At 40.6% G+C, this 17,459-nt stretch carries 11 protein-coding genes; 7 read left to right on the top strand and 4 right to left on the bottom strand.

Going from position 1 to position 17,459, the window contains the following annotated elements; genetic code table 11:
* Positions 1-40 precede the first annotated feature (40 nt).
* Positions 41-1,993, bottom strand: coding sequence for an acetate--CoA ligase (acs, locus tag A9267_RS04095; protein WP_065108321.1), 1,953 nt, complete (start codon positions 1,991-1,993; stop codon positions 41-43).
* 187 nt (positions 1,994-2,180) lie between these two features.
* Between acs and A9267_RS04090 the strand changes: the two genes are divergently transcribed.
* Positions 2,181-5,606 carry a hybrid sensor histidine kinase/response regulator gene (locus A9267_RS04090; RefSeq protein ID WP_055026327.1) on the top strand — a complete coding sequence of 1,142 codons (3,426 nt, stop codon included), beginning with the start codon at positions 2,181-2,183 and terminating at the stop codon, positions 5,604-5,606.
* Positions 5,607-5,647: 41 nt separating this feature from the next.
* A complete protein-coding gene (locus A9267_RS04085; RefSeq protein ID WP_065108320.1) occupies positions 5,648-6,250 on the top strand; it encodes a glutathione S-transferase family protein in 603 nt (200 codons plus the stop codon).
* 131 nt (positions 6,251-6,381) lie between these two features.
* Here A9267_RS04085 and A9267_RS04080 read toward each other — a convergent pair whose 3' ends face one another.
* From A9267_RS04080 to bioA, 3 genes are all read right to left on the bottom strand, one after another.
* Positions 6,382-7,263, bottom strand: a complete 882-nt coding sequence (locus A9267_RS04080) for an NAD(P)-dependent oxidoreductase (RefSeq protein ID WP_055026325.1) — start codon at positions 7,261-7,263, stop codon at positions 6,382-6,384.
* A 374-nt stretch (positions 7,264-7,637) separates the two neighbouring features.
* Positions 7,638-10,616, bottom strand: a complete 2,979-nt coding sequence (locus A9267_RS04075; RefSeq protein ID WP_055026324.1) for a TonB-dependent receptor — start codon at positions 10,614-10,616, stop codon at positions 7,638-7,640.
* A 666-nt stretch (positions 10,617-11,282) separates the two neighbouring features.
* A complete protein-coding gene (bioA, locus tag A9267_RS04070) occupies positions 11,283-12,623 on the bottom strand; it encodes an adenosylmethionine--8-amino-7-oxononanoate transaminase (RefSeq protein WP_065108319.1) in 1,341 nt (446 codons plus the stop codon).
* A 109-nt stretch (positions 12,624-12,732) separates the two neighbouring features.
* Here bioA and bioB point away from each other — a divergent pair, with 109 nt between their 5' ends.
* From bioB to A9267_RS04045, 5 genes are all read left to right on the top strand, one after another.
* Entirely contained in the window at positions 12,733-13,785 is a 1,053-nt protein-coding gene (gene bioB, locus A9267_RS04065) for a biotin synthase BioB (RefSeq protein WP_055026322.1), read from the top strand.
* A 43-nt stretch (positions 13,786-13,828) separates the two neighbouring features.
* The gene (locus tag A9267_RS04060; RefSeq protein ID WP_065108318.1) at positions 13,829-14,947 is read left to right on the top strand and encodes an aminotransferase class I/II-fold pyridoxal phosphate-dependent enzyme; all 1,119 of its coding nucleotides are present in this window, start codon (positions 13,829-13,831) and stop codon (positions 14,945-14,947) included.
* A gap of 53 nt (positions 14,948-15,000) precedes the next feature.
* Complete coding sequence (locus A9267_RS04055) at positions 15,001-15,774, top strand: methyltransferase domain-containing protein (RefSeq protein ID WP_065108317.1); 774 nt, start codon at positions 15,001-15,003, stop codon at positions 15,772-15,774.
* Positions 15,775-15,785: 11 nt separating this feature from the next.
* Positions 15,786-16,463: a dethiobiotin synthase gene (bioD, locus tag A9267_RS04050; RefSeq protein WP_065108316.1), complete on the top strand. Its 678-nt coding sequence runs from the start codon at positions 15,786-15,788 to the stop codon at positions 16,461-16,463.
* Positions 16,464-16,581: 118 nt separating this feature from the next.
* Positions 16,582-17,091, top strand: a complete 510-nt coding sequence (locus tag A9267_RS04045) for an AAA family ATPase (protein ID WP_065108315.1) — start codon at positions 16,582-16,584, stop codon at positions 17,089-17,091.
* The last annotated feature ends 368 nt before the right edge of the window (positions 17,092-17,459 follow it).

Raw genomic sequence — 17,459 nt, 5'->3', positions numbered from 1 at the left:
ATTTCTCAAGGTGGGTAGGACAGTTAATTGATGTAGGATATTATTCCGCTTTATTCAAGCGTGATTCTATCAAGGTATCGATTACCGCAGGATCTGCAAGTGTTGAAGAATCACCTAAGTTTGTTACCTCGTTTGCTGCAATCTTACGCAAGAAACGGCGCATGATTTTGCCAGAGCGAGTCTTAGGTAAACCACCAGCCCATTGAATCAAATCTGGGGTAGCTAACGCGCCGATTTCTTTACGAACCCATTGTCGTAAGTTTTGACGAAGTTCTTCCGTTTCTTCAATACCTTTAGTTAAGGTCACATAAGCGTAGATACCTTGACCTTTGATGTCATGGGGGTAACCAACTACTGCGGCCTCAGCAACTAGCTCATGTGAAACAAGGGCACTTTCAACTTCGGCGGTACCTAAACGATGACCGGATACGTTAATAACGTCATCCACACGACCCGTGATCCAGTAATAACCGTCTTCGTCACGACGGGCACCATCACCAGTAAAGTACATGCCTCGGAAAGTTTTAAAATACGTTAATGCAAAACGGTCATGATCGCCATAAACCGTGCGCATTTGGCCTGGCCAAGAATCGAGAATGACCAAATTACCTTCAACTGCACCATCTAAAATATTACCCATGTTATCAACTAGGGCTGGCTGCACACCAAAGAATGGGCGAGTCGCAGAGCCTGGTTTAGCATCGGTTGCTCCAGGAAGTGGGCTAATTAAGATACCGCCAGTTTCTGTCTGCCACCAAGTATCAACAATTGGGCAAGACTCATGGCCAATGACTTCGTGATACCAGCGCCAAGCTTCAGGGTTGATAGGTTCACCTACTGAGCCCATTACACGAAGCGAACTGCCATCAAAGCCGTCAAATTGCTCTTTGCCTTCAGCCATCAGTGCACGGATTAATGTCGGTGCGGTATAAAGAATATTCACTTTATGGCGATCAATCATTTCACCTAAACGCGATGGACCTGGAGAATTAGGTACACCTTCATGAATAAGAATCGTTGCACCATTAGCCAGTGGGCCATAAACCATATAGGAATGGCCAGTAATCCAACCGACATCGGCAGTACACCAATAAACCTCGCCTTCTTTGTAATCAAATACATATTCGTGTGTCATTGATGCATAAACCATGTAACCACCGGTTGTGTGCAGCACACCTTTAGGGTTACCAGTTGAGCCTGATGTATAAAGCAGGAAAAGCGGGTCTTCAGCGCCCATTTCTTCGGCTTGGCAATGCTCTGAAGCTGTTGCCATTACATCGCTCCACCAAATATCACGACCTTCAACCCAATCGATATCTCCGCCTGTGCGGTTGAGTACGATAACTTTTTCTACGCAATCAACATCTGGATTATTCAGTGCATCATCAATACTACGTTTAAGAGGAATTTTACGACCACCACGAATACCTTCGTCGGCAGTAATCAATACTTTTGAGTTGCCATCAATAACACGAGATGCAATGGAGTCTGGAGAGAAACCTCCAAATACCACTGAGTGAATAGCACCAATGCGAGCACAAGCTAACATGGCTACAGCAGCTTCTGGCACCATTGGCATATAAATCGTGACGACATCGCCTTTACAAACGCCTTGGCTGCGAAGTGCATTGGCAAATTTACACACATCAGTATGTAACTCACGGTAAGTAATTTTACGCTGCTCATTTGCATCATCGCCTTCCCATATAATGGCAACTCTATCGCCATTTTTTTCAAGATGGCGATCTAAACAGTTTGCAGAGGCGTTTAATGTGCCATCATAAAACCAATTGATAGACAGGTTATGATCATCAAAAGAGGTCTTTTTGATTTTGGTGTAAGGCTTAATCCAATCGATACGCTTACCATGTTCTCTCCAAAATCCTTCTGGATTTACCACTGATTCTTGGTACATTTTTTTATATTTATCGTTATCTACCAGTGCATTGTTGGCGAAATCTGCTGGTACTTTATAGAGAGACTGCGAGCTCATAGGGCTTCCCTTTGTCAAAATTAGCGTTACGAGAGTATTGTCTGCAAGGTGAGGTTAACACTATTAGACCTTGGTCTAGTTTTAAAATATCCTTAATATTTAACCTGTTGCGCATGTTAGCATGACATATTCGTGAAACGGTTTTATTGCACAAATATTAAGCATAAAAATAATTAAAGAGAATGCTATGAATTTGACCTTAGTCGTTGCTGTAATTGCAATTTGCTATGTTTCCTTGCTGTTTATCTTAGCGTGGGGAGCTGAACGCTGGTTTAGTAAAATCACCAAAAAGGTGCAAGTGTGGATATACGGCTTAAGTCTAGCGGTTTACTGTTCGTCGTGGAGTTTTTTAGGCACGGTGGGGCAGTCTGCTAATGATTTGTGGTCTTTTTTACCGATTTATTTAGGGCCTATTTTGGTTTTTACTTTAGGCTTTGGCATGCTTCGTAAGATAGTCGCCATATCAAAAGCGCAAAATATCACTTCTGTTGCAGATTTTATTGCCGCTCGCTATGGAAAATCTCAAACCCTTGCTGCAATTGTGACACTTATTGCTTTATTTGGGATCATGCCTTATATCGCTTTGCAGTTAAAAGCGATGGTCTTTAGCTTGAATTTATTTCAACCTGAAAACATGCCATTAAATGATGTCAGCGTCCCCATGGTCATGACATTTATTTTAGCAATCTTTGCTATCTTATTTGGTACACGAAAGCTTGATGCAACAGAGCATAACCCTGGAATGATGGTCGCTATTGCTTTCGAGTCATTAGTGAAGCTAGCTGCTTTTTTAATTGTTGGCTTTGTGATTACTTTTGGCTTTTTTGATGGGTTTGGTGATATTTGGCAACAGGCGGCAGAAAAAGACATTATTAAACATGGCTCATTAAATATTACTTCTTTCTTGCCTGAGATGTTTGTGGGTGTTGCCGCATTTTTATGTATGCCAAGGCAATTCCATGTCATGGTGGTGGAATGTGCTGAAGAGTCTGTACTTAAAAAAGCACGTTGGATATTCCCATTATATCTCGCCATGTTTGGCTTGTTTGTGGCGCCATTAGCCTTAGCTGGCACATTATTGCTCGGCGACAGTGTGGCCGCCGACACTTACGTGATTAATCTTCCTTTAGCACTAGATCAACCGGTACTGGCGGTGATTGCGTTGTTAGGTACATTATCTGCGGCAACGGGTATGGTAATTGTTGCTGTGGTAACGATAAGTATTATGATCAGTAATGAGTGGATTGTTCCGTTCATGCTACGCACAAATAAAGTGAGTGGAACTAATTTTAATCAATTTGCTCGTTTTTTACTTAATGCTCGCCGTCTTGCCATCGTTATTATTCTTTCATTAGGCTATTTAAGTTACTTATTGTTCGGTAATAGTGAGTCATTATCTCATTTAGGACAATTGTCATTCGGTGCTTTCGCTCAGCTTGCACCAGCTTTGCTCGGTGGATTGTATTGGAAGTACGGTAATCGCTCTGGGGTATTCTTAGGCTTAGCGGTTGGGTTTTCTTTATGGTGTTATATCTTATTTGAAGGCAGTGTTGGTTTAGGGCAAGAAACAGGCTTATTAGCCTCAATTAGCCCAGAGGTTGACGATACGCTTATTGCCCTATTAGCTAATATTATTTGTTATATATTAGGCTCATTATGGTTTAGAGCGGGTGTCGCTGAGCGTATTCAAGCTAGCCATTTTATCAATCCGGGCTCACTTCAATCTGATTCAAACAAAAAAGACGCTAACAGAAAACACACTGCCATTTCCCAGCAAGACTTGTTAATTCTCGCCAGTCGATTTGTCAGCCCAACTAGAGCATATGAAAGCTTTAGTAAGTTCTCCCCAGATGCTGTGCGTAGTGATTCATGGCATAAAATGGCTGACCAATCTTTAGTGTCACACACAGAGCATATGCTTGCTGGGGTATTAGGTGCCTCTAGTGCCTCTTTGGTAATGGATTCAGTATTACAAGGTCGTGACTTAGCCCTTGATGAAGTATTCAGTTTGGTAGATGAAGCATCATCTAAGATTATTTTAAGCCAAGATATGCTTAGAGGCGCAATTGAGCACGCTTATGAAGGCATGAGTGTGGTCGATAAAGATTTGAATTTAGTTGCTTGGAACTTTAAATATGCTGAGCTGTACGATTACCCTGAAGGTTTTTTACAACAGGGCATGCCAATTAGCGAGGTGATCCGTTTTAATGCTGCCAGAGGCTACTGTGGTGAGGGAGACATAGAGTTGCAAGTCGATATACGCGTGCAACATATGCGTAATGGTACTGAGCACACATCTGAGCGGCAGCGAAAAGACGGGAAAGTGATCAAAATTCAGGGCAACCCAATGCCTGATGGCGGTTTTGTGATGACCTTTACCGACATTACCCAATATCGCAAGCAAGAGAAAGCCTTATTAGAAGCGAATGAAACATTAGAATCTCGAGTACAAGAGCGTACTTATGAGCTCGCGATGCTCAATAGTGAACTCCTTGAAGCAAAAGCCCAGGAAGAAATGGCGAATGCCTCTAAAAGTCGTTTTTTAGCCGCTGTTGGGCATGATTTAATGCAGCCTTTAAATGCTGCTCGTTTGTTTACAGCATCGCTTGCACAATATCCGAATTTGGATTTGGAAGGAAAAACCACGCTTTCTCATATTAATAATTCACTTCGCACCGCTGGCGAATTATTAACTGACTTGCTGGATATTTCTAAATTAGATTCAGATATGGTAGAGGTGAATCGTCGAGATTTTTCTCTTGGAGAATTACTAAATGGCTTAGCCGTTGAATTTGAAGCCATGTCTGCTGACAATCAAATCAAATTTAATATGATGCCGTGTAATGCAACGATTAATTCTGATTTATCCCTATTAAGACGGGTGTTACAAAACTTTTTAACCAATGCCTATCGCTATGCAAAAGGCGGAAGAGTATTACTTGGTTGTCGTCATCGTGGTGATTTTATTGAAATTCAAGTTCTTGATACTGGTTGCGGTATTGATGAACATGAAACGCAAGAAATCTTTAAAGAGTTTAAACGTTTAAATCATCCAAGTAGTCGCAACGTTAGTGGACTAGGGCTCGGCTTAGCTATTGCTGACAGAATCAGTAAAGTGCTGGACCATCAAATCTTAGTGACATCAAAGTTAGGACAAGGATCGGTATTTTCTATAATGGTGCCGTTGGGCAAAACGGTGACAGAGAAGGTCGTGAAACCGGTACCGACGCCAACTCAGCCTCTAGCAGGGGTGAAAGTGCTATGTATTGATAATGAAGAAGCCATTTTAGCGGGACTTGAAAGTTTACTGACTCGTTGGAAATGTGATGTTGTTTGTGCCACGGATTTGGCTGATGCACGCATTAAATTAGGCCTCAAAGGGGTAGCTCCAGATATCGTTTTAGCTGATTATCATTTAGATAATGATCAAAACGGTGTGGATGCAATGGATGGAATTCGCTCTCGATACGGTGAGCATTTGCCGGGTATTTTAATCACTGCTAATACCAATAAAGATCTCATTGATGATGTACAAAAGCGTGGCTATCACTACATGGCTAAAATGGTGAAACCTGCTGCATTAAGAGCGTTGATTTCAAGCCTAGTAAAATAGAYGATGAAATAGTGAGAGATTTAACCAAAGCAAGGATGAAGATGATAACTGTATATGGTGACGTAAAGTCGGGAAATTGTTACAAGGTAAAGTTAACGTTAAGGTTACTAAATCAAGCTTATCGTTGGCGAGATATCGATATAATGGCTGGTGAAACTAAAACGGCAACATTTTTGAAAAAATCACCTCAAGGGAAGCTGCCTATTATTGAGCTTGATGATGGAAGGGTGCTGGCAGAGTCAAATGCCATTATAGGGTATTTAGCTGAAGGGTCTGGGCTGATACCGACTGATGAGTTTGATAAAGCATTAATGTATCAATGGCTTTTCTTTGAGCAATACACCCACGAACCTTGTATAGCCGTTGCTCGCTTTATTCGCCTTTATCAGAACATGCCGATTGAGCGGCAAGCTGAATATGATGCTTTACATGTTAAGGGTAGACAAGTGTTGAGATTACTAGATGAACAGTTAGCCAACAAAGCCTTTATCTTAGGAGAACAATTCAGTTTAGCCGATATCGCCTTATTTGCTTATACCCATGTCGCCCATGAAGGTGGCTTTGATATAACGCCCTTTGAGAATATAAGGCAGTGGTTGAGTAATGTTGAACAACAGCCAGGCTTTGTCGGTATGCAAGATTAATTACATTGATTTTGAGAACATGCGACTAGAAAAATAAAGCCCCGTATCAAACTAGATAAGGGGCTTTTAAAACTCAGTTAAACGGTGTATCTAATAAAACAATCAATCTTTTAGGAATATCGATGCCGATATTATTTTTCTAACTTACTGAAATAATCAAAAATGACAGGAACATCATTTTGACCTAAACCTGCATCTACCGCTTCTTGTAAGCTAGTAGAAGTGCCCTGAGCAATAAGAGATTTAGTCCCTAAGTCTTCGCACATTGCAAGGAAATAACCTAAGTCTTTATTGGCATTTGCAACTGAGAAGCCAAGTTTTTCTTCACCGTCGACAGCATAGAACTTACAGAATTGCATGAACGGCGAGTTAGAAGGACCTGCTGACATGATGTCAAATAACTGCTGTCCATCAACACCTGCAAGTTTTGCCACCGCAAATGCTTGCGACATGGTTGCTACCGTTGTCATACCCATGAAGTTATTAATTAATTTAGTTGTATGTCCTGCACCTAAAGCGCCTAGGTGGAATACATTTTCGCCTTGCTCTTCTAGTAATGGTTTCACTTTATTAAAAGTATCCATGTCACCAGCAGCCATAATGTTAAGTAGGCCGTCTTTAGCATGTGCAGGTGTTCTGCCTAAAGGCGCATCAATCATGCCGACACCTTTTTCAGCAAGTGCAGCACCAATTTTTTTAGTCGAAGAGGGGATAGATGTACCAAAGTCAACTAGCACAGAGCCAGGTTTAATACCTTCTAATACGCCATCATCGCCGTATACAATTTTTTCTACCACTGCTGATGTCGTTAAACAAAACTGAACAACATCACTGGCAGCAGCTAACTCTTTTGCTGATGTAAAAGCAGTTGCATTGCCACGGTCAATAACACGTGCAACAGCTTCAGCGCTTAGATCCATTACATTGACTTGATAACCTCTCTTTTGTAGGTTCTCAACCATGTTGCCGCCCATAAGACCAAGGCCGATGAAACCAATGATTGGCTTTGTCATATCTAACTCCTAAAATTTTTATATATGTTTATCTGAGTAACAAAGATTGCTCAACGCTTAATAGTGCTAGTCAATTAGCTGCATGGATTAACTGTCCATTTTTGAATATGCAATTAATTGTTTTACATGCTCTATTCTATTAAGTATTTGTAAATATTATCTAAATCGAGCTTATTACCAATATTAGTTAATAATAAATTTATTGTCAACCAATTTGTTGGGTTTTGGTTTACCAAAAGTTAAATTGGTAAGTTAACCTGTGAAGCTAAGTTGTGTTGTTATGTAATTTCGCTAAATTTATTGTCATTAATGGAAAGGTGATTGTTGAAGAAAGAGCCTACCCGTAGCGGAAGGCTCTTATTAAGTGTGGCTTATTAGAATCTAGCGCGAACTCCAACAGTATAGCGACGATCTGATTCACTGTACTTCCATACCGAATCTAGCTCTGTAGTGTATTCAATTGGTTCCCCAGTTAAATTCACAACATTACCAACAACAGTGAAGTGTTCATTGATATCCCAACTTGCAGAGAAGTCGAATTGACCTCGAGCTTCACGGTAGTTGTTACCCACAGTCGCATCAAAGTTATCTGCTGATGGGTCATTTTGGTTAAATACGTTATAACCTAATGCACCAACTGTTTGAACGCGTTTCTCTGCTTGAGAATATAAGTAACGATCTCGCCAGTTATATGCTAGACGGAATTGAAGGTCGTCATTTTCCCAGTACACTTGACCGTTAGCTGTATTTTCAGAAATATTTAGCAGCGGGTTGCCGTCAGGTTGCTCACTATCAGCATAGGTATAGTTGGCATTGACACCAAACCCAGACCAGAAACCTGGTAAGAAGGTAAACTGTTGTTGATAAGCTAGCTCAACCCCTTTTACTTCACCGCTGCCACCATTAACGTCAGTATCAACAACAATACCTGTTCTGCCCGCAGCTTTTTCTGAGTCAACGTAGGCTAAACCTTGTGCCTCGGTCGCAAAGTTTACGTCACCTTGGCTTTGACCTGCAGTATCCAGTAAACAAACGTTGCCCCATTCAGTCGTGTTTTGGCCATCTACAGTACTTGGGTCAGCTAAACAGCTGCTGTCTGTTTGTGTAAATGAATTGACGTCTTTATAGAAAAGTGCAGCTGAAACAATGCCACCATCACCAAAATAGTGTTCAACAGATAAGTCATATTGAGTCACACGGTATGGTTCTAGTTGGTAAGAACCTTGAGTACCCGTCACTAATGAGTTATCAATTGATAATGCTGGGCTTAGCTCATCAAAGTCTGCACGACGCATAACTTTTGCAGCAGCAAAGCGCATTAAGGTTTCATCTGTAAGGGTATAGGTCACATTCAAGCTAGGGAGAAAATCTGAATAATCGTTTTCGCCAGTATCAAGAATTTTGTTGCCATTGGCATCAACAGAAGCAACAACGCTAGACTCTAATTCTGTTTGAATATAACGACCACCAAATACAGCAGTTAAATCATCAAAATCCAAATGGAATTGAGCATAGATAGCGCTGGTTTTCTCGTTAATTTCTTTATATGCACCATTATCTTCTACCATATTGTCAGCTAATGAGCCGTTCATGGCATAAGAAGTACCTTGCAGCATTTGTTGAACTAATGCGTAAGTGGCTTCAGTGTTCTGTAGTAAATCAGCATCATAAACATTGTAAGTCATTAAATCGTTTTGACCATTTACACCTGTTTGGTCAAATGAATTACTCATGTTAACGATTTTCATGCTGTCAGCCAGTACAGGATTATCAATCCAAATAGGGCTATAGAGTCCGTCAGCATTGGTTGCTTTTTTATAAGAATCTTTAAGGGTAGTGTTGCCGTTGATAGGTTTTAGGTCATAGCGGTTGGCACTATAATCTCGGTCAGTAAAGCGCACACCAGCTTTTACCGCTGATACCCAATCTACACCAATGTCAGAGATTTTGAAGTCAAAGCGTAATGCTTGTTCTTCATTGTCAGTTTCAAGTGTTTTATGGAAGAATTCACGAAATACTAAGTTATCAGGGTTAGTTAACATACCTGAATCAGCATATGTGTAACCAGGAATGCCACTGCCCGTAAACGAACTACCTGTACTGGTATGTGTTACAAGATCAAGGGTAGGATCTGTACGCTCAATTGGTCGTAAGTTAAATTCATTTGCTGTTTGTTTTTCTTTAGATTTTGATATTGAGTATTCAGCAGATAATTCAATGTTATCAGTGATAAACCACTCACCACCGAGGGCATGAGAGGTGGTATCTGATGTTGTAAAGTCACTCCAAGTTTTTGGAATTACAAGGACACCATCTAAATCGTAATTATGTAGCTGACCGTTAGCGTCATAGTAAGAATCACTTCTTGCTACAGAGCTACCACCCACATCTAAGATAGAGTATGCAGATTGGCCACCATCAAGTTTAGTTGCATTCAAATCAAGATAAATGTTGGCTTCAGCACTAACAGGTTCCCATTGTAGTGAAATACCATAAGCTGTACGTTCACGTTCTTCTGTTTTTTGCTCTAACGTGCTTTGCGTTCTACGTAAGTATTTGCCATTAGGTCCACCTGAGTCATCAACAACGCCGTCACCGTTAATATCGATGTTATCGAGCAAATCAACTTTGTTGAAATATTCATCACGGCGTAGTTCACGGTCTAAATAAGCAAGGTTAGCTGAAGCACCAAATGTACCTGCATCACCTAAATCCCAGTTATTACCAATACCAGCTGAAAAATTTGGTGCAGTATTTTCTGTTTTATCTGAATATTCGCCATCAAGCGTAATTGCCACAAGCGGTTCTGACAGCTCTAATGGACGAATAGTTTGCATGTTTACCGTACCACCTAAAGCACCCTCAATCATGTCAGGTGTAGGTGATTTAATGACTTCAACTGTTTTCAAAAAGCTTGAAGGAAAGTCATCCAATCCAATACCGCCACGACCAGCACCTGCAGTAGAGCGACCATTAAGTAGTATCAAGTTTTCAGATACGCCTCGAATTGTTACTGACTCACCCACCCCGAAGTCAGTTCCAATAGAAACACCTGTAATTCGTTGCAGGGCTTCTGCAATGTTATTATCAGGTAATTTACCAATGTCTTCTGCAACAATAGCATCGACAATACGATCATCGGCTCGCTTTAGTAAATTAGCTGCTTTTAAACTGCCAAATATCCCTTTAACTGCAATGACTTCAATTTCGTCTGTTTCTGCATTTTGAGTTTCAGCATCAGCAGCGAAGGTCGGCATAGACAGTAGAGCTGTTAGTGTCGCACCAAAAATCGTTATATTAGTTGATTTATTTTTAGTCGCACTAAACATTGCACTTATTTTGTTGAGCTTCATAATTCCCCCGAAAATTATTCCCTTTGGTCTTACCTTTTTTGGTATGACCAATTGTTGTTATTTTAAACAACAGAAACATTTATATAACACGTTACCAATTAATGCAACATGTTATTACCAATCTGGTAATGATTGGTGGCGGTGTTCAATGACAGCTAAATTGGGATAAAAGTGTTGGCTGCTTGTTTATGTCAGATTTTAAGTTGATTGGTTAGGTGTTAGTCGCTAAAAGTAGCGATTAGTGCTGAATTAATCATCAGATTGTTGATTTGATTATATTAAAACAATGTAACTTTTTTGGTTTTTTCTACAGATGAGTCTTAATTGGTAAGTCTACTTGGTAATGTTTTTTGGTAATATTGGTTGGTGTGGTGTCTTGCAATATGCACATGTTAATCGTATTTGCTAATTGTATTCGAAAAATTTACAGGGTAACACTGATTATGAAGTCATAACTCAAACATGGAGTTAGTATCAATCAGCTTAATGAGTCGCTTTTATGGTATGCGGCGCATGATTGCAGAGGCTAAGTAGCCAAACTAGAAATTGTTTCTAGGTCTGGCGACTTTATATATTTCTGGCTCTAATCAATTTAAAAGTCTAACGATAGTGGTTATAGCAGTTAAAATATGATTAAGTGCAGCGAGTTGCTGCACAGATAAATAATTAGCCATTACTGAATGTATCAGCTGTAGCTTGCTCTAATGTGATGTTTTTAGCGATGGTTTTCAAAGCTTGGGTCAATGTGGTTAATTGCTCCGAGCTAATCGTGTATGGCGGAGTGATATACAGTACATGACCAAAAGGTCTTATCCATACGCCAAGCTTAATAAATGCTTGCTGTAGTGCCCCGGTGTTAATGGCACTGTTCATTTCTATTACGCCAACTGAGCCAAGTACTCGTACATCTATGACATGTTCAAATTCAATTGCTTCGGCTAGTTCTTGCTTCATTTGCTTTTCGATGGCATCCACTTGATGTTGCCATTGACCCGTTTGTAATATTTTTAAGCTGGCATCTGCAGCAGAGCAAGCGAGTGGATTACCCATAAAAGTTGGACCATGCATAAAAACACCGGCAGGGGAGTCACTAACGCCATTAGCGACTTCATCGCTGCAAATTGTCGCAGCTAAACTGATGTACCCCCCTGTCAACGCCTTGCCTAAGCATAAAATATCAGCTTCGATTTCGGCATATTCATATGCGAATAACTTTCCAATTCTGCCGAAACCTGTGGCTATTTCATCCAGGATTAAAAGTACATTGTATTGATCACAAAGTTGTCGAATTGCTTTTAAATACTCAGCAGAATAAAAGTGCATCCCACCCGCTGCCTGCATAATAGGCTCAATAATCAGTGCAGCAATATTGTGGTGATGTTGCTGTAATATGGCTTCGAGTGCAGCAGTATCATTATCTGCTAAAGTTTCTCCAAAAGAAGACGTCGGCGCTGGGGCAAACAATTGCTCGGTGACTGCGTCACCAAACATGGTGTGCATACCGTTATCTGGATCGCATACGCTCATCGCGGCAAACGTGTCGCCGTGATAGCCGCGTTTAACCGTTAATATTCGTTGTTTTTTGAATTGGTTTTTACCTTGCCAATATTGCATTGCCATTTTCATCGCAACTTCAACTGCAATTGATCCTGAATCAGCTAAAAATACTTTAGTCAGATTAGGGCTCGTCATATCCACAAGGCGTTTACACAAGTTAACTGCAGGTGCGTGGGTAATACCGCCAAACATCACATGGCTTAATGTGGTTAATTGATACTGCATGGCTTCAATAATTTCAGGACGATTATAGCCATGGATACAAGCCCACCAAGAACTGGTGCCATCAATAACAACTTGGCCATCGCTTAGGGTTAACTCACATCCCTCAGCACTAACCACACCGGTTACTTTTGCCGCGTTATGCATAGAAGTATAAGGGTGCCATATATGCTTTTTATCAAATTCGAAATCAATATTAGCTGGAGATTGTTGTAATGGGTTGTTCATATTTTAACCGTTAGTCAAGTTGTGTTGCTTGATAGCATTGACAGTTTACATGCTCAAGGTATCCTAACCCAACAACAAGCGAATATAAAATGAATAAAAAGGATTAACCATGTCATCGTCAGCGATCCGTCACGATTGGAGCAAAGCAGAAATTGAAGCATTATTTGCTTTACCTATGAATGATTTACTGTTCAAAGCACACAGTATTCATCGTGAAACTTTTGATCCTAACGAAGTACAAATTAGTCGTTTATTATCGATAAAAACCGGCGCATGCCCAGAAGATTGTAAATATTGCCCTCAAAGTGCTCGTTATGATACGGGTCTTGAAAAAGAGCGTTTATTAGAGATTGAAAAGGTGTTGACTGAGGCTAAAAGTGCTAAAGCCGCTGGCGCTTCTCGTTTTTGTATGGGCGCAGCTTGGCGAAACCCACGAGAACGTGACATGCCTTATTTAACGCAAATGGTTAAGGATGTAAAAGCATTAGGCATGGAAACCTGCATGACACTTGGTATGTTGTCAAAAGAGCAGTCAGATGAACTTGCTGATGCGGGTCTTGATTACTACAACCATAACCTAGATACATCGCCAGAATACTATGGTGATGTTATTACCACGCGTACTTACCAAAACCGTATTGATACTTTATCTAATGTACGTGCTTCAGGCATGAAAGTGTGTTCTGGCGGGATTGTTGGCATGGGCGAGAAAGCGACTGACCGTGCAGGGCTTTTACAACAGTTAGCGAATCTTGAGCAGCACCCTGATTCAGTGCCAATTAATATGTTAGTTAAGGTAGCTGGAACTCCGTTTGAAAAAATTGATGATCTCGATCCACTTGAGTTTGTACGCACCATCGCTGTGGCTAGGATCATTATGCCTAAATCACGAGTTCGCTTATCGGCAGGTCGTGAAAACATGACTGATGAACTGCAATCTATGTGCTTTTTTGCAGGCGCCAATTCGATATTCTATGGTTGCAAGTTATTAACCACACCGAATCCAGAAGAAAATGATGACATGACGTTATTTAAGCGTTTAGGTCTTCATCCTGAACAAGGCCCCTCTGCCAATATAGAATCTGATAGCGCTTTATTAGCTAAGGCCAATGCTAAAAAAGATAAGGCGACTAAGCAGTTCTTTGACGCTGGTGCGATTTAAGAATTTTCAAGAGAATTGTTCGTTATAAAAGCAGGCTGTATTTATGGCAAGTCATCCGTTACTCGATAAGATCAATCAGCGCATGCAACAGCTGGATCAAGATGGCTTGCTTAGAAAGCGTAATCAGACAGGCGTTTCTTCACATATTATTGACTTTAGTCACAATGACTATTTAGGTTTAGCCACTAGTGCTGAAATGATTTCCGCTTTAAATCAAGGTGCAAATCGTTATGGCGTGGGCAGTAAGGCATCACCTTTAGTTTCAGGTTACAGTCAAGCGCATCATGATTTAGAGAAACACTTGTGTGAGGTCACAGGACATGAAGCTGGGTTATTGTTTTGCTCTGGATTCAGTGCAAATCAAGCATTACTTAAAACACTTGTCGATGGCAATGATGTCGTCATAGCGGATAAGTTAATCCACGCTTCAATGATTGACGGCGTAAAGGATTCAGGTGCAAGCCTTAAACGCTTTAAGCATAATGATTTACAGCATGCTGAGCAGTTGTTAACTCGTCATCCCGAATCAATATTACTGACTGAAAGTGTGTTTAGTATGGACGGTGACAAAGCGCCGTTAGCTGAGTTAAAAGGCTTGTGCCAACAGTATAATACGTGGTTAGTTGTTGATGATGCGCATGGTTTTGGGGTATTGGCTGCCAGCTCCGTTAGCCAATATTGTGATATACAAGTTGTGACTTTCGGTAAAGCATTAGGTTGTCAAGGTGCTGCGATATTAGGCAGTCAAGCTGTGATTGATTACATGGTTGCTCAATCTCGTCACTATATATATTCAACAGCACTATCGCCTGCTAATGCACACTTAGCGCTCGCGGCAGTGAAACTCACCCAAAGTTCACCTCATCGGCTTAATTCGCTTCAAGACAATATTCACTATTTTAAACAGGCTTGCGCGCAAGAAAAAATCGATTTAACAGAGTCTGAAACCGCTATTCAACCCGTTATTATCGGCAGCAGTGAGCAGACTGTTATGGTTGCGGAGCAATTGAGGGCGGTAGGGTTACTTGTTGGTGCGATTAGACCGCCCACCGTGCCAAAAGGTCAAGCAAGGCTTCGAATTACACTTAATACACAGCACACAAAAACACAGATAAATCAGTTGGTCATGGCATTATCTAGATTAATCCATCCACACAATTAAAATTATATTTTATACACTGCCAATTTGCAGTTATCTCCTATCTGAGAGTATCGATGACTTTTAAAAATCCAGTAGCTGAAAAGTTTTCTCAAGCGGCCAAATGTTATAAACAGCATGATGTGTTGCAAAGAAGAACAGCAGAAAAATTACTGAAACACCAAATTTTATCTGGAGATATTGTTGATATCGGCTGTGGTCCTGGTACTGATTTTACTTTAGTTAATCCACAGCAAAATCAAATCAAGCAGGTAATGGCGGTTGACTTGTCATCGGAAATGCTAGCTATGGTGAAGCAAGATTTTCCTGATTACCATACGCTATGTGCCGATGCTGCAGCATTACCGCTTAGTGCCAATCAATTTAATGGTTTGTATTCAAACTTAGTATTGCAGTGGTGTGAAGACTTACCCGCAGTGCTAAGTGAGTTTTATCGTATATTAAAGCCAGGTGCTCATTGCTTAATTAGTATTGTGTCTGCGGGCAGTTTACCTGAATTAAGCAAATTGGGGCTGGGGCACAATGATTTTTCTCATTTTGATGACATCGTCGCTCAAGCAAATAAGCACCACTGGCAGATTGAAAACGCTGAGCATTGCAGTGAGAGTTTATATTTTACAGACTTACGCACTTTATTGTATTCCATCAAAGGAGTTGGGGCGTCAGTTAAGTCACATCAGCAAACTCAGTCTAAAGAAAAGCAAGGCTCAGTGAGTTTACGAGGCCGCCAAGACTGGCTTGCACTGACTGAGAAAGCGGAATCACTGAGAGTTGAGCAAGGTATTCCACTGACATACCAAATTACCTACTTACATTTGATTAAAAAATAAGGCGAATTGCGATGCTCTATTTTGTCACAGGTACAGATACTGATAGTGGTAAAACATTAGTTTCTTCAGCATTGCTGCATGCCGCTAATGGCTCAACCATAGGTGTAAAACCGATAGCTTCAGGTTGTGAACAAACGTCCCAAGGGCTAAGAAATAGCGACGCATTAGCGTTAATCGCTCAGTCCAGTATTAAACTTGAATATTCGCAGATTAATCCTGTTTCATTTGAACCTGCCATCGCGCCACACATTGCAGCAAACGCGCAAGGGGTCAAGTTAACCGCGCAAGGGGTTGTGGAGTCATTACCTTTGGCGGCGCTATTGAGTGCAGACTTTAGCTTGATTGAAGGTGCGGGTGGTTGGCGATTACCCCTTGGCAATGGTGAGTTCTTGTCAGACTCAGTTAAGCGATTACACTCTAACAACGAGTTAGGTGTTATTTTGGTGGTTGGGATGAAATTAGGCTGTTTGAACCATGCATTGTTAACTCAAGAAGCTGTGGTGGCTGATGGGTTAAAGATAGCGGGTTGGGTTGCGAATCAAGTCGATCCTAACATGTCTAATCAGCAAGAAAATTTAGCCAGTTTACAGCAAATAATGTCGGCTCCATTTCTGGGCTATATTCCTCATTTAAGTCAGCCAAGTGCAGCACAGGCAGCAAAATTTATTACACTCACTAATTTATTGTAAGTTTATAAAGTCAGGTTAATTCATCAGTTTATTGAATGAGTTTATTGAATGAGGTAGTAAAAACGCCACTTAATTTTTGTTTTACGTCAATGTGATTGAACCGTTTCTAGGGTGAGATATGAACAAAGTTATTATTTTCGGTAATTCAGGCTCAGGTAAATCGACGTTGGCTTGTGCCTTAGCAAAGCGTCACCAGCTTTCTCACTTAGATTTAGACACAATTGCGTGGCAAGCATCTCATCCACCCACTCGATTACCCCTCGAACAATCTCAGCTTCATATTCAATCATTTTTAGACAAGAATACAAATTGGGTGATTGAAGGCTGCTATGCTGACTTATTAGCATTAGTCGCACCTGTTGCTGAAGAAGCTATTTTTCTAAACCTGCCAGTTAGTGAATGTGTTGATAATGCAAAGCGACGTCCATGGGAGCCGCACAAATATCCCGACAAACAAGCACAAGATGCTAATTTGCCAATGTTAATTGATTGGATTCGCCAATATACGACTCGAGAAGATACCTTTTCACTGTCAGCGCACGAGCGTTTATATCGTGACGTGAAAGCCACGAAAATGATGTTTAAATCCAATGTGAGCGCTCGCGTGTTACTCGACAATATGACTTGATAGTTTGGCCTGTCTAAAATTCAACGATATCTTTTCAATTGAGCAAGAGTTTGCGTGATTGTTTCTGTTAATAAAGAAGGTTGAATTTTGGCGATGATATATGACTTAAGCGTTAATTGGTTCTAACTAATATAAAGCGAAGTCATTAATGAGACTCGCTTCTATTTTATTTAACAGAGGTATTAGCGCAATAAGTAAAAACGATGACTATTTTTCTGCTATGTTTAATTCTAAATAAAACTCCGATTTTTCAAACATTTCCCAATCACATGTAGTAATATCTTACTAACAAAATTTAAACAATGAAGCGTCGGTTCACTACAAAAGGTTTAGGTTATAGATATGGCAAAATTTAACTCTGCAACTCG

Origin of the sequence: Shewanella sp. UCD-FRSSP16_17, from assembly GCF_001675935.1 — a bacterium.
GTDB lineage: Bacteria > Pseudomonadota > Gammaproteobacteria > Enterobacterales > Shewanellaceae > Shewanella > Shewanella japonica.
Note: the sequence above shows the minus strand (reverse complement) of the source record. Positions and strands in the feature narration are given on the sequence as shown.